The sequence below is a fragment of the Desulfobacterales bacterium genome (assembly GCA_029211065.1).
Lineage (GTDB): Bacteria > Desulfobacterota > Desulfobacteria > Desulfobacterales > JARGFK01 > JARGFK01.
Genome location: JARGFK010000074.1, coordinates 1 through 23,940, shown reverse-complemented (window position 1 = coordinate 23,940; position 23,940 = coordinate 1). Strand labels below are relative to the sequence as shown.

The window sequence follows — 23,940 nt, the reverse complement described above, 5'->3', positions numbered from 1 at the left end:
ATCAGGTGGGAATTAAACGAGCAGGCCCTTGCCGAAGCGTCAAAAACGGATGGGATTTTTCCATTGCTCACCAACACGGCGCTTGATGCCGGTGAAGTATTAAGAAAATATAAAAGCCAGCCGTTCCTTGAAAAACGGATGTATACCCAAAAAACTGTTCTGGAAGTAGCCCCTGTTTTTATAAAGAAAGAGAAACGCATCGAAGCCATGCTCTTTCTATATTTTGTGGCATTGATGATCGTGTCGCTGATCGAACGAAAGATACGCATGACTATGGCAAGGGAAAACATAGAAAAGCTGCCGATTTTGCCGCAGGGGATGAAATCAAAAAAGCCGACATGGAACAACATTCGATACTTCTATCGCAATGTCCACCACTCGCAGATAATCCGGGATGGAATCTGCATACAAGCAGTGGTCAAGGGACTCGGTGGCTTGCATGAACGAATCAACCGGCTATTGGAAATCCCCGACTTGGTGTATAAAAACCTTCAGGATAGCTGGTGGCAGTTTAAAGAAACATGATTGATTTGTCAGTATAGCTGCGAGAATATTCAAAAAATATTTTCTGATGATGCGAAATGTAAGCTAAAGGGCAGGAATATTTTTCATCGCAATCAAAATTTACAAGAAATCGATCAGCTTTTTTGAGGACTTAACTTGTCCTTCGTGAAGAACGAGTAACTTTTCAGGTTCTGACGCAAACCATGCAAAAGTGCCCCATGATAAAGAGTCTACAGTTTTTTTGAAGGCGCGGTCGCTACGGTCGAGATAGGCGGTCACAAAGACGACGTGTTGTTCGGAAAAACCGGCATTTTCAGCGATCTTTTGGAGCGCTGCCTTTCGCATTTCGCTTATGGGTCCATCTGTGGCAACAACTTCAACAAAAACCAGGAAGGGGTGGGAGGGGCCGAGGTCTGCCATGATGATATCCGGCAGATTTTTATCAGTTTCAATAGAAAGATTGATGCTTTTTGCAAGTTCGTCGTCCCGTGCGACTATTTTGTTGGCGCTTTCACTAAGAAAAATTACGCCGGGTTCTTGAAGGAATCGTTTAGAAAAATCTTCAATGACAGCTTTTGAAATTAAAGCGCTTGGGCCAGGAACCATCCGGCGGGTTTCACCGTTAGGAAATGTTATCACGACATGTTTACCGTCATCGGTCACGCCCCTGCGCCGCATGGTGATGCGGGCAATCGCACCTGATGACAAATTGGTTTCCTGCCATGCAGCAATTGCCTGCTTCAGCTTTTTGCCTTTCAATCTTGGGTTGAACAGATCCGCAAAATCTAACTGAAGCGCATAACGCGGCGCAGGGGAGGTAGTCGGCAATCCGAATCGCTCAACAACCGCTCCGTTCGCGATAAGAGCGCTTCGCAAGGTATCATCCCGAATAGATTCACGCGTATTTACCGCATACCACCTGCCGGGGGTTTCGCCTCTGCTGCTCTTTCTTGAAATTTCAGCCCACTTAAGGCGGGAAATTTTATCATGCAAAACCGATTGTGCATCTGTCATACGGGTCACTTGGTCGGGGCGTAGCCAGACATTCCGCCCTTCGATGGCGCCCACGTAAAGCATAACAAAAATAGTGCGGGCAGCGATATCCCACACACAATTATTCCGGTTCGGGCAACCTTCTGGAAAAATAGACGGCAATCGTTTATGAATATCGGAAACAGGAAGCAAGGCGGGAAGATCGGCCACTGATTATTCCTCCAGTCCGTACAGATGCCGGCAAGATTCCTCAATCGCTTCGCGGGATGCTCGTTGTTTTATAAGTAATTTCAACTTATCGAGTTTCACCGGATCGGGAAATGGTAAATTTTCTAACTCATAGGCCGAAACGGCCACACTGCCGCCGAGACACCGAAAAGCGCGATCCGCAGCCGAACTGTTTAGAAAAGCCGCAAGGACGGTCGGGGATACGGCATGTTTATTACCCAAAGGAATTATCATGTTAAGATGGTTTTCAACCGTAACGAATCTATTGAGTTTGATAAAGTCGGCAGGCAGAACGGCTGCAATTAGACGTCGCTGTTGTTCCTTTGCTGTTGTCCGTTGCAGCAAAACGCAAGGCCGATCAATCCGCAACCAGTCATCTTTTCCATCCCTGAGAAAGAAATACGGCTTATGGGTCCGTTTTTCGCTCCGGAATACAAAACGACCTTCCGAAGTTACACTTTCCGCCCAAATTAACGGCACACAGTTTTCTCCCGGCTTATCTCTCAGTTGATTTTTGTGGCGATTCCATACAAGGGGACCTGTGCTGACTTTATAACCCCAGTCAATCAGGCGATGCGGCATGGAACGCATTCTTTCAGACAAAGTCGTATCGTTTGATGAACGGGGCAGAATCCAGGGTGCTGTCGGCATATCGGGTGCTTCAAAGCGGCCGGCGGGTTCAATGTCGATCCCTCCGCTTTCTGTCGGGCGGATTGAAGAAACAACTGCCTGACGGCGCTTGCCGTTTTTGCGGTAGGTGGATAGAACTGTTTCCTGCAATACACCCTCAAAGACGTTCTTGCGGTTTTCTACAAAATCGATGCGGACGGGTGGTGCATCATGCCAAAGCAGTGCCCGCAGGTTTTTAAAATATTCTCCGGCAAGGTAGCTCGCCGGCGTAATGAAGGAGATAAGACCGTTAGGTTTGGCTACTTGGACTGCAAGTTCGGTGAATAAGCCATAAAGGTTTGCATGTCCATAAAGACCGCGGTGGTATTGGGTGCGCAGGTCTTTGGGTAGTCCAACGCGACCGAATGGGGGATTGCCGATTACAAGATCAAATTGCTGATCGAACTGATTGGCCTTAAGACTATCGCAGGTAGTGATGGAAGGGTTTATCCGGCGTCCGGCCCTTACACTTTCCGGCAGGCAGATTACTTCAATGAAAAACCGGCTGAGCCATGCGGCAAAAGGATCAACCTCCCAGCCGAAAAGCCGGGCCTCAAGATTCTGAATTTTAAGAGCGGGCTCAGCGTTCTTAATCGCATCAATTATTCTAAGTGCTGTGGGTAAAAGGAAAGCGCTGCCGCCACAAGCCGGGTCCAATACTTTGCATGTTTTCCAGTCAATGCCTGCTGTCTCGGCTTGATCCAGAAGACGATTTGCCAGGGCGGGCGGCGTATAATAGATCCCGTTTTTGGTGCGGTATTGCGAAGGCAGGAGAGAGGTATAGATCAATCCGATTCGATATGCTGCTTCAAGAACGGGGAATGCGCCGATCGTTTCACCTAACCACTCTGAAAGTGCGAGTTGGTGTTCCGATAAGACTGATTCCGGCTTGTTAACCGGAGGGCCAAATGGAATGGATACCTGATATAGTTTCGTGAGCTGTTGCCAATATTTACGGAGAGCGATGGTGATAACTTCCTCGGCAACCGCAATTTGCACGTCATCTGTCGTTTGTCGGGATAGTGTTTTGATTCGCAACTGAATGTCATGGAGTGAAAGTACCGGAGAATTGATTTCTTTAAATAGGCTTTTAGATACGGCCCTGATAAGTTTTGAGTTCATATCTATAGCTTGTCATGGTGCAGGTTCTGCAAATGAAAGGTAAGATTGAATTGAAACTAACCAATTAGGCCGTCAATGTCAAGGAGTATGAATTTTTTTTGCAATGAATCTGAAGGCTTAATTGAGAATTTATACCGCTTTCCATAATAAAGTTCCGAAACAATGAGCAGAAAAAAACGTTGGGATAACGGAACGTTTTTTTGACAACCGCTATAAAAGAAGAAAGCTGGATCTTTAGCACGATTTTTTTATGAAGAGCTTGCGGCGGGGCCTTGGTATTTTATACCAGCTTGAAATCCCCCTTACCCCCTTTTTTCAAAGGGGGACATATGGAAAAATTGGGAGAAGGATCTTATTTTTTAGCCTCTTTTTCGATGAGGTTTTTGGGGTCGGTAAAGAAACTGTCATAAACCCACTTGGAGATGACATAGGTCAAGGGGCTGATTTTAAGGTTCAATTTTTCAGCTTCTTCCTTCAGTTTGGCCTGACTTTCTTTTTGGGCCGGATCCGCTTTTCCCGGCGGCGGCTGGTAGCTGACCTCAGTCCTAAAGTAATGCTTTTCAGCGTCTTCTTTCAGGGCAGCGCCGGGGAAAACATGATAGACGGTCCCGTCATAAAGGGTGTAGTCAAAGCGCGGCGCACCGCTAAACCGGGCGGCATCTTTCTGCCCGGGATCGGCTACATCTTCGACGGTCAAGGACGTCAGGGCTTCAAACAGCTGGTCGGCCTTGAATTTTGCCATTTTTTTATCCGGGGCCAAATCCAACAGGACCGGGTCCTTGTCTTCGGCCGGACGCTGTAGGGTGTAAATTGCGCGGTTTTTTTTCGGATCGAAGAGAACCACCTTTTGGACCTTTTTGGGATTCAGATCCAGCGGCTTTTTATTCAACCAGTCCGCGGGCTTTTTTTCCAGAAACCGGAAATTCTGATCGATGAGACATATCCGGCTTTGGGGTAAAGGCATGACATAAAACGTATCGCCGCCGTTTTCGCGCTCTTTGCCGATAATCAGATCCGCCAGTGTTTTGGCGTCCTTGTCGGCCAGCACGATCCGGGTTCCCTTCTGGTCGGCGGGCAGTTCCTGTTGTTCCGGCGGATAGAGGGACTGCCTGGCTTGAATTTCCGCCGAAGCGGGAAACGTGCGGCCGATCTTGGCGTCGGACAGTTTTTTGACCAGTTCGGCAACTTTGGAAAAATCCGCCGGGTAACCAAACCGGTTTTCAACGATCCAGCCGTTTGGGGTTTGTTTGAGTTTCGCGGTTGCCTCCGGGCTGGTGATGGTTATGGCCGCAATGTTGCCGGCGGCCAGGCCGGCAAACAGCTTGGCGCCCATATCCGCCTGGTCTTCAGCCGTTTTTTTTGTGCGGGTGGTTAACAGCACGACGGCCAGAAGAATGCAAAAAGTAATAAGCAGTATCGCAAATGTCTTTAATTTCATCAGCTCCTCACACGCCGGCGCTTTTTTTGCGCCGCAGGATTGCAAAAACAATACCGAAGATTCCGATCAGCAGCGGCATCAGGAAAATATTTATCAGCTTGACGGTTCTTCCCAGGGATTCGATCTCCGCCCTCAAGTTGCGGCGGACAATTTTTAACTCTTTGTTGATCCGGCGTTTCTCTTCCTGAAATTTTTTGATTTCAGCCTCCTGCTCGCTGCTGGCAATCAGCCGCTGGGAGGCGTCTTTCTGCCCCTCGAGCCTTTCCAGCTCGCGGTTGGTTTCCTCAACTTTTTTGATGAGCTCCTGTTCCCGGGCCAGCCATTTCATCTGGGCTTTTTCTTCCAATGCCTTGACCCGGGTAAACGGTTTTTCAAATTTTCCCCGGGAGCGGATATTGATGAGCTCCGGTCCGCCGACCAGCATTTCACTTGAGTTTAAGACAAAGTTGAGATTGTCGTTGAAAATCCGGGCGATATTAAAGCCCAAAAAATTTTGCCTGTGGAAGTAATACCCGTCGAACAGCAGGTCGGCGTCGGCCACGACAATGACCGTTGCCGGTTTAAGCCCTGTGGCCAGGGGGGCTGCCGGCGGCTGATCCGATTCCGGCGGCGTCGTTTTAGCGGCCCCGGCTTCAGCCTTATCCGCGACCTTGGGTCTGCCATCCTTAAATGCGGTCTGAAAGGTGCCGGTTATTTTAACGGCAAGGTCAAACTTGGTATTTTGCGGCTTGAAATCGCGTCTGATTTCGTCAACACCCGACCGAACGCTGCTTGAATCGACCAAGGCTGAATTGACGCTTGACTGCAGCAGCGGTTCATAGGTGAGGCCGGCAATTCCGGTTTTTTGAATAACGCCTGGCGCGGGCAGCAGCATGCTTTCCAGCTTGGAAGTTATCAGACTGGCGGCATTAAAGGTTTCCGGCGGCAGCGAAATCCAAAAGGGATTGTCTTCAATCTGGTTGCTCTCGTTCCGGACCCGGGTTGCAAAGCTGAAATCAGCAAGGGTTTTGGTATTGTCAAAGGAGATCCCCCAGGCATCAAACAGTTTTTTCAGCGGCGCCGTTCCGGCCGTACCGGGTCCGCGGCCGGTCGTGGAGAAGGGATCGACAAAAATGACGGCGCTGCCGCCGGCAAGGATGAATTGATCGACGGCATATTGCAGACCCTCGCCGATGCCTGCCGGATGAATGATGAGGAGCAGGCTGATATCCGGATCGATGCGCTGTGCATCCGGTCTGATTTCTTCGACATCATAGGTTTTTTGGAGCTCGGTTACAAAATACCAGGGCGGCTGGGGGTTCTGTTGGGTATAGGGATTGGGCGGCTGCCCCAGCACGGGCAGGCCGGCAATGATGCCGACTTTGGGTTTGTGGGGCGACTGCACCCTTAAAATAATGCGGGTAATATCATATTCCAGCCGTTCCTCATTGGTTGAATCCAGGGCTTTAATGATTTCTTCCTGATCGGCGGCAACCGCCACCAGACCGAGGTAAATTTTTTCGCCGGTAGCCAGCTCAACCCCTTCCAAACCGTATTTCTGGGCCCATTCTTCCTCTTCCGAATCGGCCTTGGGGTCGTACACTTCAATTTTGACTTTACCGTTGCTGAAATTTTCATACTCGGACAGAAAATCCAGCATCCGGTTTGCATAGTTTTTGATGTACGATGGCGTATTCACGACACTTTTACTGTAAAAGACCTTAATGGACACATCTTGCTTGAGATTGCCCAGGATTTTTTCAGTGCTGTCGGAAAGGGAGTATAAATTCTCCTTGGTGGCATCCCAGCGGATGTTAACCCTGGCAAACAGGATGTTTGCCAATACCAGTATCAGCAAAACCAGGACCAATCCCAGGACTGAAAAAAATGATTTTTCAAAAAATCTTTTCTTGTCGGACATGTTCTATTGCCTCCGTTCGTTCATTACGTTCCGGCATATTCTGTTTTATGATGCGCTGCGGTTCCGTATCACCAGACCATTTAAAAATAACATGAAAAAAATAACGGAAACGTAATACAGGACATCCCGCAGATCCAGCACCCCGCGTTCGATAGAGATAAAATGAAACAAAAAGCTCGTTTTTGAAATCAGGTTTATCAGCCACAGCGGCGCCCAATCGGACATGGCGTTTGTTACCGGCGGAAACCCGGCCAGAACAAAAAACAGACAAATAACGACGGCCACTATAAAACTGATGACCTGGCTTTTTGTCAGTGATGACGTCATGACACCGACGCTTAAAAATGCGCCGGCCATCAGAAAGCTTCCTACGTACGCACATAAAATGGCCCCGATATCCGGTTCGCCCAGATAGATCACGGTCAACACCATGGGAAAGGTAAAGAACAGAGAGACGCCGACAAAAACCCACGCGGCCAGAAATTTGCCGATGATGGCGTCGGTTATGGAAACGGGAAAGGTCAATATCAGCTCAATGGTCCCCAGCCGTCTTTCTTCCGCCCAGAGCCGCATGGCCAGCGCGGGGATCATCAACAGATAAACCCAGGGGTGCCACGAAAAAAAACTTCTCAGATCGGCCTGGCCCATTTCAAAAAAATTGCTGACATAGAATGTGAAAAATCCCAGCAGCAGTAAAAAGATTACAATAAACACATAGGCAACGGGAGAGCTGAAATATCCTGAAAGTTCTCTTTTAAAGATTGCCTTAATATTTGTGGCGGACTCATGTATTCTCATAAATCACCTTATGGTTTGATTGCGTTGGGGCCGACAATGCACCGTTCTTTTATATCGTCTGTTTAATTTCAGTGATCGTGCGAAAGACTTCGTCCAGTCGGCCCTGTTCAACAAAAATGGATTTGATCTTAAAATTGTTTTCAGACAGGGCCGACATTACCCGATCCGCTATGGGTAAATCTTTATTTTCCGGAAACACCCGGACCATTAGATTGCGTGGGGTGTCGTCCAGAATCTCTGCCGATTTCACGCCGCTGATGGGCTGCAGACAGGCCAACAGCGCCGCCGGTTCCGTATCCTGCAGGGCCACGGAAACGGCTCCGTAAAGGGAGGATCGGGTTTTGAGTCCGGCGGGCGTATCGTCCGCCACTATCGATCCGTTGGCGATGATGATGGCGCGGGTGCAGACGGCGTCGACTTCATCCAGGATATGGGTGGACAGGATAATGACCTTGTCGGCACTCATTTCACGAATCATGAGCCGGACTTCGTGTTTCTGGTTGGGATCGAGCCCGTCGGTGGGTTCATCCAGAATGAGATACTCCGGATCATGAAGAATGCTTTGGGCAAAACAGACGCGCTGTTTAAAGCCTTTGGAGAGGGTATGGATTGTTTGGCGCCGAACGTCTGAAAGGAAACACCTCTCAATAATCTCGGCAACTTTCTGTTTTTTAGCGGCGCCTGAAAATCCCCGGATTTGGGCGCAAAAATCCAGATAGGCGGTGACGGCCATGTCCGGATAGACCGGCGCGTTTTCAGGCAGGTAGCCGATCCGTTTGCGGGCTGAAATCGGATCGCCGGTAATATCGAAACCGCTGATGATGGCGGTGCCGCTGGATGGCGGGATAAAGCCCGTAATCATTCGCATGGTGGTGGACTTGCCGGCGCCGTTGGGTCCCAGAAAACCCAGAATTTCCCCTTTTTTCACGGTGAAGGAAATGTTGTCCACCGCTTTTTTAGTGCTAAAATACCTGGTCAGATTGCGTATCTCAATCATTGGCGAGTTTAACTCCTTGCTTTAGTAACGTATTTTGTATGAAGGCTATAACCATCTATCCGGTAGCCGTTTTAAAACCTGAACCGCAACAGCGAGCGCATTCCCCGACCCGCCGGGGCGGGACTGCAGGGTTCTTCAATCTTGCATGAAAATTGATGAGAAGCTATTTTATTGCTTAATACAAAGAGATTCAGGCAAAAAGTTGCTAACCCCGATGGTGTAAAAAATATTTAGTAGGGCTGATGCCTTTTGTCAATGGTTCGCTATCAAATAAGGATAGGGCGGGGATGGCCAACGGTCGCGCCAAACTCCCACAATGTCATATCCATAGTTTATGTCGAACACCCCTAAAATTGAGCAATCTTAAATGTTTTTCTATTATTGTCAAGAACAACCGTCAACATTTATTTGTTTGCGTTGACCCAAATGATCTGATATAAAAATTAAGTTTAATTCTTATTAAAGGGAATTCAGATGGAAAAAGAAAACGTATCACCGAACATTTTTGACGACATATGGGATTTTTTTTCTTCCGTGAAACTGACTGTCGTGGTTTTGCTTTCGTTGGCCGTAACATCAATCATCGGAACACTGGTTCCGCAGAATGAAGACCCGGCCATGTATTTTCAAGCTTTTGGAGAAGTCTGGTACAGAATATTCCATGTTCTCGATATCTTTGATATGTATCATTCCTGGTGGTTTCAGTTTCTGTTGTTGTTGATAACGGTGAACGTGATTGTTTGTTCAATCGACCGACTATCCGCCACCTGGAAAATTGTCTTTGCCAAAACACCGTCCTTCCAAGCTTCCAGATTTCGGCGGCTTTCCCAGAAAGAGGAGTTTTTTTCCGACCGTTCCCAGGAAAAGCTGGAAGTGTTGCTGGCGCCGGTTGTTGCGGGAAGTTTTTCTTACAGCACGGTGGAAAAAACAGATAAAAGCACACTTGTTTTCGGAGAAAAAGGCCGCTGGACCCGGCTGGGGGTGTATGCCGTCCACCTGAGCGTTGTCTTGCTGCTGCTGGGCGGATTGATCGGTTCGATTTTCGGATTTGACGGGTTTGTTACGATTCCTGAAGGGGAATCCGTCGGCAGCGTCCAGCTCAGAAACGGCAATGCCGCCATTCCGCTGGGGTTTGAGATCCGTTGCGATGATTTCAGCGTCAGCTTTTATGAGGGCGGTATGCCCCGGGAATTCCGTTCCAGTCTGACCTTGCTGGAGGGAGGACAACCGGTAAAGAAAAAAGATATCATAGTTAATGACCCCCTGCGGTATAAAGGCATCAACATGTTTCAGTCCAGCTACGGCGTTCTGTCACCGAAGGACTTAACCGTGAACTTTGAAAGCCTGGAATCGGGCATGAACTATAAGAAAACCGTGAAGTTTGGCGAACAGACAGACATTCCGGAAGGGTTGGGCAAGTTTGTCATCAGGGACTATTCCGGCCGTTACAGGTTTCGCGGCCAGGACGTCGGCGAGGCCTTCTTTGGAATCATCGTCCAGGAAAACAAGGCGCCCACTGAAATCGTCATTCCAGCGCGAATTCCCGGGTTTGATAAAATGAGAAAGGGCCAGGTGGCGGTTTCGGTCGAGACTTATACCTCCCGTTATTACACCGGCCTGCAGGTGACAAGAGACCCCGGGGTCTGGGTGGTTTACGCCGGATTTATCCTGCTCATTGTGGGATGCTTTATTATATTTTTCATGTCCCACCAGAGAGTTTGCGTGGAAGTCGTCAGCAGCGGCAAGAAAAGCAAAATAACGGTGTCGGGGTTCAGCAACAAGAACAAGCTGGGGATGCAGCAGAAGGTGACCCATCTTTCCAAAAAATTACAGGGTGTCGTTAACGGTGCCCCATCATTTTCTCAGAGTGAGGATCCATCATGAACAGTTCCATTATATTATCGCTAACGACTTTTATTTACGGCTTTGCGGCCTTTTTGTATATCGCTTCCTGGGTTTTCAGAAAAACGGTCTTTGGCCGCATAGCAACCTGGACGGCCATACTGGGAGTTTGCGGAAATACCCTGGGGATCGTGGTGCGCTGGATGGAATCCTACCGGCTCGGCATCGGTCACGCGCCCCTTTCAAACCTGTATGAATCGCTTGTTTTCTTTGCCTGGACCATTGCGGTTTTGTATCTTATTATTGAAAGAAAATATAAAAACCAGACGATCGGGGTTGTTGCCCTTCCCCTGGCCTTTCTGGCGATAGCCTATGCGTCCCTGTCCCCTAATATCAGCGACACGATTCAACCGCTGCTGCCCGCCCTTAAAAGTAACTGGCTGATTGCCCATGTCATGACCTGTTTTGTGGGTTATGCCGCTTTTGCCATCGCTTTTGGTTTAAGCGGGATGTACCTTTTAAAGGGGAGGCAAACAGACGCCAGCGGCACCCTGCTGTCTCACTTTCCGGATACAAGCGTACTGGATGAATTGACCCATCAGATGGTGATGTTCGGTTTTCTCTTTCTGACCATCGGGATCATTACGGGTGCGGTTTGGGCCAATTCAGCCTGGGGGCGCTACTGGGGATGGGATCCGAAGGAGACCTGGTCGCTGATCACCTGGTTTGTATACGCTACCTTGCTGCATGCCAGACTCATGCGGGGTTGGCACGGAAAGCGCATCGCCTTTCTGTCAATGGCCGGATTTTTGGCGGTCCTTTTTACCTATTTCGGCGTCAATTACCTGCCGGGCCTGCACAGCTATGGCGCGGGGTGATGATTTTTCCCGAATCATGCATAAGAATGAATGCGAAACTGTTTTATGCTTGAATAATATGGACCCGGAAAAATTTAAGATTACAGCGATAATCCCCACCATGTAAATTAATGATGAGGGTCATTTTTTCTCATCATTTTTCACCCTTCGGGTTCGCCCTGTTGAATTTCGCTCTGGGAACACTGAAATGTCTTGCAGATGAAATTCTCCAACTCGTGTAAAATTCAGGTTTTCACTTGACAAAAAAAATGTCTTTGGGATACACAATCCTTTCACACATTCGTTCTTCCGAACAAGGGATATTGGAACATCGTCAACTACAGAGAAAACGGAGCTTCCATGAACACAATCGATGACAAGGCCACAGAAGCGGCTGAGCCAGCAGGCGGCGGCGACAGCGTTTCGATTGATGACCCTGCCGACCCTGCGGTTTCCAACGGGGCTGAAAAAGACCATCAGGCGCCCTTGAGCCAGTCAGCCGGTCCCGTCATTCTTTTTTTCCTCCTTGGACTTGCAGCCAGCCTGGTCGTGGGGTGGGGCGTTTTCCCCAAGCTCCTGTATTCCCAAAAGAAACAACCCTTCAATTTCGACCATGCCCTTCATGTCGAGGTGGTGGATGCCGGATGCGAAAGCTGTCATTTCTTTCGGGATGACGGCAGTTTTTCCGGCGTGCCGAAACTGGAACAATGTACCGGATGCCATGAGGAGCAGCAGGGTGAGTCGGCCGACGAAAAAACGTTTGTAACCGAATATGTCGCCAAGGGAGTGGAAGTTCCCTGGCTGATATATTCCCGCCAGCCGGACAGTGTGTTCTTTACCCATGCCGCCCATGTCAAAACGGCGAAAATGGAATGTGTCATCTGCCACGGACCCATTGGCGAGTCGGAACAGTCACGCGTTTATGAAGAAAACAGGATTACCGGTTACAGCCGGGACATCTGGGGGAAAAATATTGCCGGGCTCAAGAAAAACAGCTGGGACCGCATGAAAATGGACGATTGTGCCGAGTGCCATGCCGGCCAGATGGATGCAACCGAGAGTGAAGCAGCTAAATCATCGTTGGGCAGATTGTTCACAAACGTTGTGAGCATTCCCTTCCCCAATTCAACCAAAACCGGCAGAAAATCCAGTGTTCAAACCGATAGAGAAGCGTGTTTTGTATGCCACAAATAAACCCTGCAGTTGCAACAACAGGGTAAAGACGGTGGACAGTCTGATGGAAGGTTGCCAATCTGTTTTATGATAAGGGGTAGCGTCTATGAAAATAGATAGAAGAAGTTTTCTGTCGTTTGTAATTGGTGGGGCTGCCGGAACGGCTCTTTCTCCTTTGCCCTATAAGCTGACAGACGATCTTTCGATATGGTCACAGAATTGGCCGTGGACGCCGGTTCCGCCGGACGGGGAAGTAAGTTATGTGAATTCCACCTGCACCCTTTGCCCCGGCGGGTGCGGCATATCGGTTCGCAAGGTAGACCACCGTGCGGTTAAGATAGAAGGCATGAAAGGGCACCCGATCAATGACGGCGGCATCTGCCTGCTGGGCCTGTCCGGGCTCCAGTTGCTCTATGGACCCACCCGGGTTCAGCAACCCTTGCAACGCGTGGGCCGGCGGGGGGAAGGACGCTGGCGTGCCATTTCATGGCCGGACGCGATTTCACAAGTTGTCGCAAAAATGCGTGAACTCAGATCCGATAATAAACCCCATACCGTCGGCTGCATCCTGGGGTCGGACCGCGGGACCGTGCCGCTATTATTTGAGCGGCTCTTGACGGCCTACGGTTCACCCAACCTGATGCGAACGCCCTCCTCTTTGGATTCCTATGAGCTTGTGCTCCATGTCATGCAGGGGGTCCAGGCCATGGCGGGCTTTGATCTGGAAAACGCCACGTTTGTGTTAAGTTTCGGCAGCGGATTGATTGACGGGTGGGGTTCACCGGTGCGCATGTCCCGGGCAAACAGCGCCTGGCGCCAAAATAATGCCAAAGTCATACAGGTTGAACCGCGGTTGTCCAACACGGCCGCCAAAGCGGACCAGTGGCTTGCGATCCATCCGGGCACCGAAGCGGCGCTGGCCTTGGGGATGGCGCATGTGATCATCAAAGAATCGCTGTATCATAAAGAATTTGTTGAAAATAATGCTTTTGGTTTTTCCGATTGGCGCGACGGCAAGGGACAATCCCGTATGGGGTTTAAACAGTTGGTTCTTGAGGCGTATGGCCCGGACAAGGTGTCCCAGATTACCGGGATAAAGGCCGATGAGATCGAATCCCTGGCCCGCGGTTTTGCCCGGGCCGCCCGGCCCCTGGCAATCTGCGGCCGGGGCCGCGGCACGACCCCCGGGAGCACCGGCGAGTTTATGGCGGTACACGCCCTGAATGCGCTGGTGGGCAATATCAACAGGCCCGGCGGGGTATGGGCGCTGCCGGAACCGGACTACATCAGCTGGCCGGAATTTGAAATGGACAATGTTGCGGCCCAGGGGATGCAGCGCGGTTCCATCGACGGGGCCGGCAGCCAGTCGTATCCCTTTACCCGTTCTCTGCTGAACCGGTTGCCGGAAGTATTGAATGCCGGCGGTGATTATGGTCTCCAGATGCTGATGGTCCACGGGGCCAACCCCTGCTATACGCTGCCGGACAGTAAAACCGTTCTAACGGCGTTTAACAAGATCCCCTTTGTGGTCAGCTTTTCCTCCTATATGGACGAAACAGCCAAAAACTCAGACCTGATCCTGCCGAATCACATGTATCTGGAACGATATGAAGATGTGCCGGCACCGTCCGGCCTGTCGAAGCCGTTTATCGGTTTTACCCGGCCGGTGGTCCCGCCTCAGTTTAACACCCGCCACACGGGCGATGTTGTAATTCAAATTGCCAGAGCGTTGAGCGGCACGGTCGGCCGGGCGTTTCTCTGGGGCAGCTATGAAGAGTGCCTGAAAAAAACCTTAGCCGGCAAATGGCAGGCATTGGAAGACGAAGGTTTCCAGCATCAACCGGCGTTTAAACCACCGGCCGGCCCAAAAGCGTTTGAAACGGTTTCCCGGAAGCTTGAATTCTTTAGCACGGCCATCCATGCAGAAAAAAAAGAAGATCTTGTCGCACTGCCGCATTTCAGTCCGGTTGAACCCGAAGGGGATAAATCCACATACCCCCTGGTGCTGATACCGTACGATACCATGCGCCTGGCGGCCGGTTTTATCGGCACGCCGCCTTTCATGATCAAGACGGTGGAGGATACGGTGTTAAAGGGCGCGCATGTACTGGTTGAAGTGAATCCGGAAACCGCCAAAGGGTTCGGCCTTTCCGAAGGCAAAACCGCTGTGCTGACAACACCCAAGGGTCAGATAACCGTCAATATTCATCTCTTCGACGGCATTCTACCGGGGGTTGTGGCCATGCCGAGGGGTCTGGGACACAGCGCTTATGACAAGTATCTGGCGGGCAAGGGATTTAATTTCAATGAGGTGATCGGTCCGGCGCCGGATCCGGTTTCCGGGCTGGATGCCGCCTGGGGAATTCGCGCCAGGTTGCATAAGGTTTGAAATCAACCAGGACCTTGAACCGGGCTTTATTTTGGGGCGATATAAGAAGAAAGCGGACTGCTGCATTAATCGAACGAGGATCAGATGAAAGAAGAAGGCAAGGGCAAAAACGCTAATAAGTTTGGGATGGCAATCGATCTGGACAAATGCACCGGGTGCGGATCCTGCATGGTGGCCTGCATGGCCGAAAACAACGTGCCGTTTAAAGCCGATGAATCCAATAAGCTTGACAGCATCACCTGGATGCGGGTTTACAAGCTTACAAACGGCAAACCTTTCCCGAACGCAGATATCTGCTACCTGCCGCGCCCGTGTATGCACTGCGGCGGCAAGGGGGACCACGGCCATTCCCCCTGCGTGTCGGTGTGCCCGGCAACCGCAACGGACTACAGCATGGAAACCGGCATCGTCAGCCAGATTTATACCCGCTGCTTCGGATGCCGGTACTGCATGGCCGCCTGTCCCTACCATGCCCGCTATTTTAACTGGTGGGATCCGGTCTGGCCTGCCGGTATGGAAAAATACCTGAGCCCGAACGTTTCCGCACGCATGCGGGGTGTGGTTGAAAAGTGCAGTTTCTGTTTCCACCGCTACCAACTGGCCAAAGACCGGTCATTTGTGGAAGGGCGGCGAGAAGTTAAAGAGGATGAATATCAGACCGCCTGCACCCAGGCCTGTCCGGCGGGCGCCATCACGTTCGGGGATTTGAATAATCCGGATCATCGCATTCATCAACTGGTCAAACCGGATCCCCGTCATGGGGGTCGCCCGCAAAACCCCACGGCTTTCCGTTTGCTTGAAAGACTTCAAACCAACCCGAAGGTCTATTATATTTCAAGCAAGGAATGGGTCCGCCGGGCCGGAGATAATAGTATTAAAAAAGAAAGTACATAAGCCCGCTAAGGGGGTAAACCATATCAAATTAAATCGGTTCGTATTGAGGAGCAAATAATATATGGATTCCACATTAATACCCAAAGGCGTAAAACGTTGTCCGATCGGGCAATTTGCTATGGGGCTCGGCCCGGTGAGCGTCATTTTGTTGTGGGGCGTTTTTGCCATGCTGCTGGTGTGGATAAAGGGGCTTAATCAGACCAACATGAATGACAATTACGGGTTTGCGCTGTGGATATGGGCGGACCTGGCGATTATTGCCCTGGGCGGCGGCGCTTTTTTTACCGGGTTTTTAAGATATATCATCGGTAAGGACGAGCTTAAGAATATTATCAATTACGCCGTCTTGGTCGGTTTCGTATGTTATGTTTCCGCCCAGATGATTCTCGGCATGGATGTGGGGCAGCCTTTGAGGGGCTGGTTTATATTCTGGCACGCAAATGTCCATTCCATGCTGACGGAAGTCGCCTTCTGTCTGACCGCCTATCTGGGCGTGCTTATCATCGAATACGTTCCACTGATCCTGGAGAACCGCCAGATCGACAAGGTCCCGTTTTTTCACAACCTGGGCCACAACATGCATGAAATCATGGTTGTCTTTGCCGCCACCGGCGCTTTTCTGTCTTTCTTTCACCAGGGCTCTTTAGGGGGTGTTTCCGGTGTTCTTTTTGGACGCCCGTTTGGCTATCGAGAAGGCATCTTTATCTGGCCCTGGACTTTTTTTCTGTTTACCTGGTCGGCCGCCGCCGGTGGGCCCTGTTTTACGATCCTGGTCACCAAAATCACTGAAGCCATCACCCGAAAGAAACTGGTGAAAGACAACGTGATTGAACTGCTGGCAAAAATATCCGGCTGGATGCTGGCAACCTATATTATTGCTAAAATAATTGACACCATCTACTGGGCCACCGTTACAGCGCCGTCTTTGGGGTTTTCATTTAAGTTCTTCTATTCAAACAACGCTTTTTACGGGTTTTGGATTCTGATGCTCGAAATTATTCTCGGTGGAATTATACCGGCGGCTATTTTAATTACCGATAAATGGCGCAAAAACCCCGGTCTTTTTATAACTGCCATTGTCCTGGCAGTGATCGGAGTTTGCGTTAACCGCTGGGTGATGGTCCTGCAGGTGCTGGCGGTACCGGTTATGCCCTTTGACAGCTGGACGATGTATATTCCCAGCTGGCAGGAAGTCGCGACCACCCTGTTGCCGATTATGGGCGGTATTATTCTGATTTCGTTATCATATAGATATTTACCGATTTTTCCTCAGGAAAAGGAATTAAACCCGTTAGATTAAAACCATCTGTTTTGATATCAGCACGTAAGGAGAATCACCATGTTCCCTTTTAATTTTGAATGGATATGGGACATGTCCCATATGGTCTTTATGGGGGGGCTTCATTACGCCCTGACCATCATCACTCTGGGCATGGCCTATTGTGTGATCAAGGCGGCTTATGATACCTACAAGGGCAAGGGCGGCCAGCACGACTAAATCGGGTATCCGGGCGGGCAATACATAAAAGCGCCGACTTCACCTTGCCGGGGGAAGTGGCGCTTTTTTTTTGCAAATTAAAATTTATCTGACTCATTAAGTTGGATCGTCTCTATAAACTCATGAGGATAACTTTTGCCTAAATTGTCTTAATAAGCTCATAAGGATAAATTTTAAATGGATAAAATCGTGATTGAGGGGGGCCGCACCCTTCAGGGGGAGGTAACCATCAGCGGCGCTAAAAATGCCGCCCTTCCCATCCTGGTGTCCTCGCTGCTGACGGATGGAGAGAACACGTACAGCAATGTCCCCAACCTTCAGGACATCCAGACCATCAAGCTGCTCCTGGCCAATTTAGGCGCACGGACTGAATCCGACGGCAGCAACGTGCGGATTGATGCCAGCGGATTGTGCAACCACGAAGCCCCCTATGACCTGGTGCGAAAAATGCGAGCGTCCATCCTGGTGCTGGGGCCCCTGGTGGCAAGGCTTAAACGGGCGCGGGTGTCGCTGCCCGGCGGCTGTTCCATCGGCGAGCGGCCGATCAATCTGCATTTAAAAGGACTCCGGCAGCTGGGCGCTACGATTGAACTGGCCCATGGCTATGTCGAAGCATCGGCGGAGCGGTTGGTGGGCGATGAAATATATTTTGATATTCCCACGGTAACCGGCACCGAAAATTTAATGATGGCCGCGGTCCTGGCCGAAGGTGTGACCGTGCTGCAAAATGCCGCTCGCGAACCCGAGATAATCGCACTGGCGGATACCCTCAATAAGATGGGGGCAAAGGTGCAGGGGGCCGGCACTTCGGTCATTACCATAACAGGGGTATCGGCGCTGCATCCGGCGTCCGTTGCCGTTATACCGGACCGGATCGAAACCGGGACGTTCATGGTTGCGGCAGCCCTGACCGGCGGCGATATTACCATCCAGGGCTGCCGGCCGGAGCATCTTGAAGCCGTCATCCACAAGCTCGGCCAGAGCGGCGCCATCATATCGACTTCAAAAAATTCAATGCGGGTCTTGGGGTCGGGTGACATTGCCAGCGTTGATTTTAAAACGCTCCCCTATCCGGGGTTTCCCACCGATATGCAGGCCCAGGTTATGGTGCTCATGTCCGTTGCCGGCGGGTTGAGCATGATTGTGGAGAGTATTTTTGAAAACCGGTTTATCCATGTCAGCGAGCTCAAGCGGATGGGGGCTGATATCACCATTTCCGGCAATACCGCCATGGTAAAAGGGGTACCGCATCTTTCGGCCGCGCCGGTGATGGCAACCGATCTGAGGGCAAGCGCGTCCCTGATTCTGGCCGGCCTGATTGCAAAGGGCAAAACCGAGGTCAATCGCGTCTATCATCTCGACCGCGGATATGAGGGCATCGAGGAAAAATTTTCACGATTGGGGGCGGCGATACGGCGGGTCAAGTAGTTGAAAAGGGTTCCAGGGTTCAGGGTTCAAGGGTACAAGTGAAAAGCAAATTATAGCAGTTGTCAAAATAGCGCAGCGTTTCAGCGTCCGGACAATTCCGTTTCTTCAATTACCATAGTTGTTAACCCTCATTTTATATAAAGACGCGTACCGGTTCGACAGTCCATAACGCTTATCCTTCTGCGGGAGAGGTTCGGTTATGACCGATAAGGTTTTCGCCCGACCGGTTATTCCGCTTTTATTCGCCTTTATAGTCGGTATAGCCGCCGGGCTGGGGGTTTCCGGACTTGACGGGTGGGCATATCTACTGGTTGCGGCAAGCACCATTGCCATCTGCACCGGCCTGATACAGAATAAAACAGCCCGTACGCTGCCGATTATGCTGTTTCTATCCCTGGGGTATCTTGCCATACAGCCCTGGGCAGCACCGAATTTTTCCGCCAACCACGTGATGCGATTCATCGATTCAGGTCCTTGCAAAATCAGCGGGACCGTCGACAGCCAACCGGTCATATATCCCCATCGGGTACGATTTGTTTTAGATGTGGAAGCCATTGAGGCGGCAACCGCCGGTCCGGTATATGGCCGGATCGTTGTGTCGGTCTGGGGGGACGGCCCAATACTCTCCAGCGGGGATCGCGTTGCCTTTACAGGCGCGATCCGGGCGTTCCGGAATTTCAACAACCCGGGTCGATTTGATTACCGGCGTTATATGAATTTCAATCATATCTGGGGCGCCGCCCACGTCCAGGCAAAAGGGCTGCAGATCCTTAATGGAAATCCGGCGCCGCCAGTTCGGGTCGATATTAAAACAGCGCGAAATCGAATTTCGGAACTTATCGACAAAACCGGGGAGGGGGAACATCAGGGGGTTCTAAAGGCCCTGATCATCGGTGAACGCGGCCATATTTCCGATGAGATGATCACGGCCTTTAATCGGGCCGGGGTGAGTCATCTCCTGGCCATTTCCGGGCTTCATGTCGGGATCGTCGCCACCGCGGCCTTCGCTTTTTTTCAATGGCTGCTTCAATGGATCCGGCCGTTGTTGTGGCGGGCCTGGACGCGCAAGGGCGCTGCGCTGCTGACCCTGATCCCGGTGCTTATATACGGCCTGCTGGCCGGGATGTCGCCGTCCACCCAGCGGGCCGTGATCATGGTCGCGGTATTCCTGCTCACTTTTTTACTGGAAACCGACCAGGACCTGATCAATACGCTGGCAGTTGCCGCAATGGCGATTCTGACTATTTATCCGCCGGCGCTTTTTTCCATTTCTTTTCAGTTATCGTTTTCAGCGGTTTTCTTCATCGTTTGCGGTCTTGCCGGAACCCAAAGGGGCCATCAGCGGCCGGGCCTGTTCCGTAAGCTGTTTATTTTTATCATGGTGTCTTTTTTGGCGGTGTTGGGAACCCTGCCGCTTGTTATGTTTTACTTTAATCAGGTATCGCTGGTGGGCCTGCTGAGCAATCTCGTGCTGATACCGCTGATCGGGTTTGTGGTGGTGCCGCTGAGCCTGACAGCGGTGTTCATCTATCCGATCAGTCCAGCCGGGGCGTTGTGGTGTTTAAAGGCCGGGGCCGGGATCCTGAATCCGTCGCTGGATATCGTAAAGTTTTTCGCCGGACTGCCGTTTGCGGCCATCAAAACGATCACCCCCAACTATGTTGAAATCGCCTGCTATTACGGTCTGGCAGGGTTGCTGTTTTATTGGCGGCAGGACCGGTTACGAAAAGCGATCGACCCAGTGGGACATCCGCAACCTTCAGAAAGAGATGCTTCGGCGGAAGAAGAACCGGACGGGCCTGTGCACCGAACTGCCGGGGCCGGCAGCCGGATTCGCAACCGTGTTTATCGCTTCTGTCAGCGAATGCCTCTGAAAAAACATCTGGCCGCTATGGCAGCGGGCGTCTTGCTGCTGGCAGCCGGCGTCGATGCCGGCTACTGGTATTATCAGCGGCTCCTACATCCCGCCCTCCGGGTGACGGTCATTGATGTCGGTCAGGGAAACGCTGCGCTGCTGGAACTGCCCAAGGGCTATACCATGCTGGTTGACGGGGGCGGTTTTTCCGACAACTCCAGTTTTGATGTGGGCGCCCAGGTGGTGGCCCCCCTGCTGTGGCGAAAGAAAATAAAGACCATCGATGCCCTGGTTCTGAGCCACCCCAACAGCGATCATTTAAACGGGCTGCTGTATATCGCCGAACACTTTAACGTTAAAGAAATTTGGGCAAACGGGCAGCCTGCCGCAATCCGGAGCTATGAACGGTTTTTGGAAATCATCCAAAAAAACAACATCCGGATGCCCGGGTTTGACACACTTGCCCGCAACCGTGAAATAAACGGGGTCCGGCTCAACATCATCTATCCGCTGCCGAAATTTTTTGAAAAGAGCGCAGCGGAAAAATGGCGCAACCTGAACAACAATTCCCTGGTCGTCCAGGTTCGGTTCGGCGCTAAAACGATACTCTTTACCGGCGACATCATGGCGCCGGCCGAGGCGGAGCTGGTTTCAGCAACAGGCGCAACGCTGGCCGGCGACGTTCTGGTTTCCCCCCATCACGGCAGCGCCAAGTCCAACTCGGATGTGTTTCTGGACGCTGTTTCGCCGAAAGTAGTCATTGTTTCAGCCGGCTGGAAAAACAGATTCCATTTCCCGCATGAATCGGTTCTGGAAAAATACCACCGCCGGGGATATCGGTTGTTTCGGACGGATACCGATGGGGCGGTTTTCATTACCACGGACGGCACTGATTTAGAAATCCGTCCGTTTCTGACCCATAACAGTTAATTAACCCCATAAACCCTATCGTTGCAAAAGTCGAGAATGCCCCAGGTCCGCGGCGTCAAGGGTGAAGCCGTAGTAATTTACTGCGAACCCTTGGCAACAAAGGAGATGGGGTATTATCGGCTTTCCCGGCCTGTTGGGTCGTAGCTGAAAGCGAAGCCCAAAGGGTAAATAACACGGAGAACAAATCACTATTTCTGGAAATACCTTGAGGTTGTGTCTTGGCCGAAGCCTATGTATTGCATCAAAGCCTTTGTTTAAGCTGTTTTACAAGAGTCACGCCGTGTTATTTATGCAACTATAGGGTAAACCTTCCCGCTGAAGGCGGGATGGTCCGAGCTATATGCTTTGCGGGAATGAGAGTTACTTGTTCTCTCACCCGCTCCCTCTGGTCGTTTGAGCACACAGAGAGCACAGAGGAAATTATTTTGATCTGATTCGCTGAGAGGGCGAATCAGATCAACCATCAGCCCTTTCGGGGTCATCTTTATGATGATAGCTGGATCAATGTATGTAACATTTGAACTGAACCGCGTAGCGCGGTGGTTTTGACAGAATCCGGATACCTGTCCCGAAAGATAGCGGGATCAAGGATTCTGTCAAAAAATCTTAACTCTCTGTGTTCTCAGCGATCTCTGTGAGAGACAGAAAATACAACATTATGGACCCTTTTAGGGTCGCCATTAAGTCACCCCTTTTAGGGGTGGTTGTTAACTTTGCAGTTTACAGCATGTCCGGTGACCGGGGTCTGTACTTGTTATCTTTACCCTTGACACCCCGGCGCCTGTTCGTTAAAATCCGCCGCAAGAACAAGAAAAATTTCCATTCTCCTGTCTTTACATTTTGCGGCATAATTCTTATTCAATTTGTCATTCCGGGCTTGACCCAGAATCCAGCGCTTTTCTATCCCGCTTTGAGCGGGGTTGCTTTTACAGAAATAATGGCCTTTGAGACGGTCAATCCCGTCTGAAAAATCGAACTACAACAAATCATCTAGGGGACTCGCAACTCCCTGTCCGCCCTGCTGGAGGACATGGGTATAGATCATGGTGGTGGATACATCGCTATGGCCTAAAAGTGCCTGTATCGTGCGGATATCCGTTCCGCGTTGCAGCAGATGGGTGGCAAAACTGTGACGAAACGTATGCGCGGTGATTATTTTGGTCAAGCCGGCCTTGCGAACCGCCGTTTTGATGGCTTTATTGACAACGGATGGATCGATATGATGCCGGCGTGTGACGTCGCTTCTCGGATCTGTGGATCGGGCGCTGGCAGGAAAAACATATTGCCAGCCCCACTCTTTTGCGGCATTGATGTATTTGCGGGCCAAGGCATAGGGCATATAGACTTCACCATAACCCTGGTTCAAGTCATTTTCATGGATGCGCTTCACTTTGGATAAGTGATCGCTCAAAAAGGGTGTGATGGATGATGGGAATGTCGTTATCCGATCCTTGGCGCCTTTTCCGGAACGAACAGTGATCGTTTTCGGTTCATAATCAATGTCTTGCACCCGCAACCGGATCGCCTCAGATATGCGCAGACCACTGCCATACAAAAGCTTTACGACAAGCTGCGGAGTTCCGCTCGTAAAGCTGATGACCTTGGCGGTCTCCTCGCGGCTCAGGACCACCGGAACGTTCACTTTTCTATGGGCGCGCACGGCATTGATTTCATTATCCAGCGGCAGTTTTAGCACCTTTTTATATAGAAAAACCAGTGCATTCATCGCCTGGTTTTGGGTAGCCGGAGCTACGTTTTCCCGGACTGCAAGATGGGTCAAAAAGGCTTCAATCTTTTTTTCACCATCGGAAAGATCTTGCCGGGATTTCATTCCGTGAAATTGAACGTACCTTTTAATCCAGTCGCAATAGGTTCGTTCGGAATGAATCGAGTAATGATGAAGCCGCATGAAATCATGAACTTCATCCATTAATTTGTTGTTGGTTTGTGTTGACATGCCGCTAAAATTGATTTTTTTATTGAAACTTTTTGTATTATCGGGTTCAATATCAAGTGAATTTTAATAAATCAACAAAAACCTATTATCAGGGCAAAACTGCCCGAAAACTCAATTATCAGGGCAAATCTACCTGATAATCAATGGTTGAACTAAGCGCTTCGCGCAGTTAATTTCTACACAATTCTATCTTTCGATTCAATTCACATTTTTGATCACCCTGAAAAGGGTGTGGTACACCTCCTTTACCCAAATTAATAAACCCCAAAAAAGGAGGTATACCATGACACCCTTGCGACAGCGGATGATCGAAGACCTGCAACTCAAAGGCTACAGCGGCAGCACTCAGACCCTATATGTCAGTGCCGTTCGCCAGTTGTGCGAGCATTTCGGTAAAACGCCCGGCAACATTACCGAAGAGGACCTGCGAGTTTATTTCCTGCATGGCAAAAACGTTAAAAAGTGGAG

The 23,940-nt window shown here is 50.5% G+C and carries 18 protein-coding genes; 11 read left to right on the top strand and 7 right to left on the bottom strand.

Translation table 11 applies throughout. From position 1 onward, the window contains the following. On the top strand, positions 1–525 hold a 525-nt coding region (locus tag P1P89_15465), incomplete at its 5' end, for a hypothetical protein (protein MDF1592914.1). Positions 526–624: 99 nt separating this feature from the next. Here P1P89_15465 and P1P89_15460 read toward each other — a convergent pair. From P1P89_15460 to P1P89_15435, 6 genes are all read right to left on the bottom strand, one after another. After that, positions 625–1,707 carry a BsuBI/PstI family type II restriction endonuclease gene (locus tag P1P89_15460; GenBank protein ID MDF1592913.1) on the bottom strand — a complete coding sequence of 361 codons (1,083 nt, stop codon included), beginning with the start codon at positions 1,705–1,707 and terminating at the stop codon, positions 625–627. A gap of 3 nt (positions 1,708–1,710) precedes the next feature. Further along, on the bottom strand, positions 1,711–3,516 hold the full coding sequence (locus P1P89_15455) for an Eco57I restriction-modification methylase domain-containing protein (GenBank protein MDF1592912.1): 1,806 nt from the start codon (positions 3,514–3,516) through the stop codon (positions 1,711–1,713). 352 nt (positions 3,517–3,868) lie between these two features. After that, positions 3,869–4,954 (bottom strand): DUF4340 domain-containing protein, encoded by a 1,086-nt coding sequence (locus tag P1P89_15450; protein ID MDF1592911.1) that lies wholly within the window; start codon positions 4,952–4,954, stop codon positions 3,869–3,871. A 7-nt stretch (positions 4,955–4,961) separates the two neighbouring features. Then, positions 4,962–6,854, bottom strand: coding sequence for a Gldg family protein (locus P1P89_15445; protein ID MDF1592910.1), 1,893 nt, complete (start codon positions 6,852–6,854; stop codon positions 4,962–4,964). A 45-nt stretch (positions 6,855–6,899) separates the two neighbouring features. Further along, entirely contained in the window at positions 6,900–7,652 is a 753-nt protein-coding gene (locus P1P89_15440) for an ABC transporter permease subunit (protein ID MDF1592909.1), read from the bottom strand. Positions 7,653–7,701: 49 nt separating this feature from the next. Next, positions 7,702–8,649: an ABC transporter ATP-binding protein gene (locus P1P89_15435; GenBank protein ID MDF1592908.1), complete on the bottom strand. Its 948-nt coding sequence runs from the start codon at positions 8,647–8,649 to the stop codon at positions 7,702–7,704. A gap of 474 nt (positions 8,650–9,123) precedes the next feature. Between P1P89_15435 and P1P89_15430 the strand changes: the two genes are divergently transcribed. The 9 genes from P1P89_15430 (at position 9,124) to P1P89_15390 (ending at position 21,515) form a co-directional block, all read left to right on the top strand. Then, a complete protein-coding gene (locus P1P89_15430; protein MDF1592907.1) occupies positions 9,124–10,533 on the top strand; it encodes a cytochrome c biogenesis protein ResB in 1,410 nt (469 codons plus the stop codon). Beyond that, positions 10,530–11,369, top strand: a complete 840-nt coding sequence (ccsB, locus tag P1P89_15425; GenBank protein ID MDF1592906.1) for a c-type cytochrome biogenesis protein CcsB — start codon at positions 10,530–10,532, stop codon at positions 11,367–11,369. Before P1P89_15430 ends, ccsB begins: the two co-directional genes overlap by 4 nt. A 339-nt stretch (positions 11,370–11,708) precedes the next feature. After that, a complete protein-coding gene (locus P1P89_15420; GenBank protein ID MDF1592905.1) occupies positions 11,709–12,542 on the top strand; it encodes a cytochrome c3 family protein in 834 nt (277 codons plus the stop codon). Between the two features lie 85 nt (positions 12,543–12,627). Continuing rightward, positions 12,628–14,910: a molybdopterin-dependent oxidoreductase gene (locus P1P89_15415; GenBank protein ID MDF1592904.1), complete on the top strand. Its 2,283-nt coding sequence runs from the start codon at positions 12,628–12,630 to the stop codon at positions 14,908–14,910. Positions 14,911–14,994: 84 nt separating this feature from the next. Then, positions 14,995–15,804, top strand: coding sequence for a 4Fe-4S dicluster domain-containing protein (locus tag P1P89_15410; GenBank protein MDF1592903.1), 810 nt, complete (start codon positions 14,995–14,997; stop codon positions 15,802–15,804). 61 nt (positions 15,805–15,865) lie between these two features. Continuing rightward, entirely contained in the window at positions 15,866–17,104 is a 1,239-nt protein-coding gene (gene nrfD / locus P1P89_15405) for a polysulfide reductase NrfD (protein ID MDF1592902.1), read from the top strand. Positions 17,105–17,143: 39 nt separating this feature from the next. Next, positions 17,144–17,302 carry a hypothetical protein gene (locus tag P1P89_15400; GenBank protein MDF1592901.1) on the top strand — a complete coding sequence of 53 codons (159 nt, stop codon included), beginning with the start codon at positions 17,144–17,146 and terminating at the stop codon, positions 17,300–17,302. A 177-nt stretch (positions 17,303–17,479) separates the two neighbouring features. Next, positions 17,480–18,730 carry a UDP-N-acetylglucosamine 1-carboxyvinyltransferase gene (murA, locus tag P1P89_15395; GenBank protein ID MDF1592900.1) on the top strand — a complete coding sequence of 417 codons (1,251 nt, stop codon included), beginning with the start codon at positions 17,480–17,482 and terminating at the stop codon, positions 18,728–18,730. 199 nt (positions 18,731–18,929) lie between these two features. After that, complete coding sequence (locus P1P89_15390) at positions 18,930–21,515, top strand: ComEC/Rec2 family competence protein (protein ID MDF1592899.1); 2,586 nt, start codon at positions 18,930–18,932, stop codon at positions 21,513–21,515. Between the two features lie 976 nt (positions 21,516–22,491). On the opposite strand, the gene P1P89_15385 is transcribed toward P1P89_15390, so the two are convergent. After that, positions 22,492–23,472, bottom strand: coding sequence for an integron integrase (locus P1P89_15385; GenBank protein ID MDF1592898.1), 981 nt, complete (start codon positions 23,470–23,472; stop codon positions 22,492–22,494). 283 nt (positions 23,473–23,755) lie between these two features. On the opposite strand from P1P89_15385, the gene P1P89_15380 reads away from it, so the two are divergent. After that, a partial coding sequence (locus P1P89_15380; protein ID MDF1592897.1) for a phage integrase N-terminal SAM-like domain-containing protein occupies positions 23,756–23,940 on the top strand: 185 nt, incomplete at its 3' end.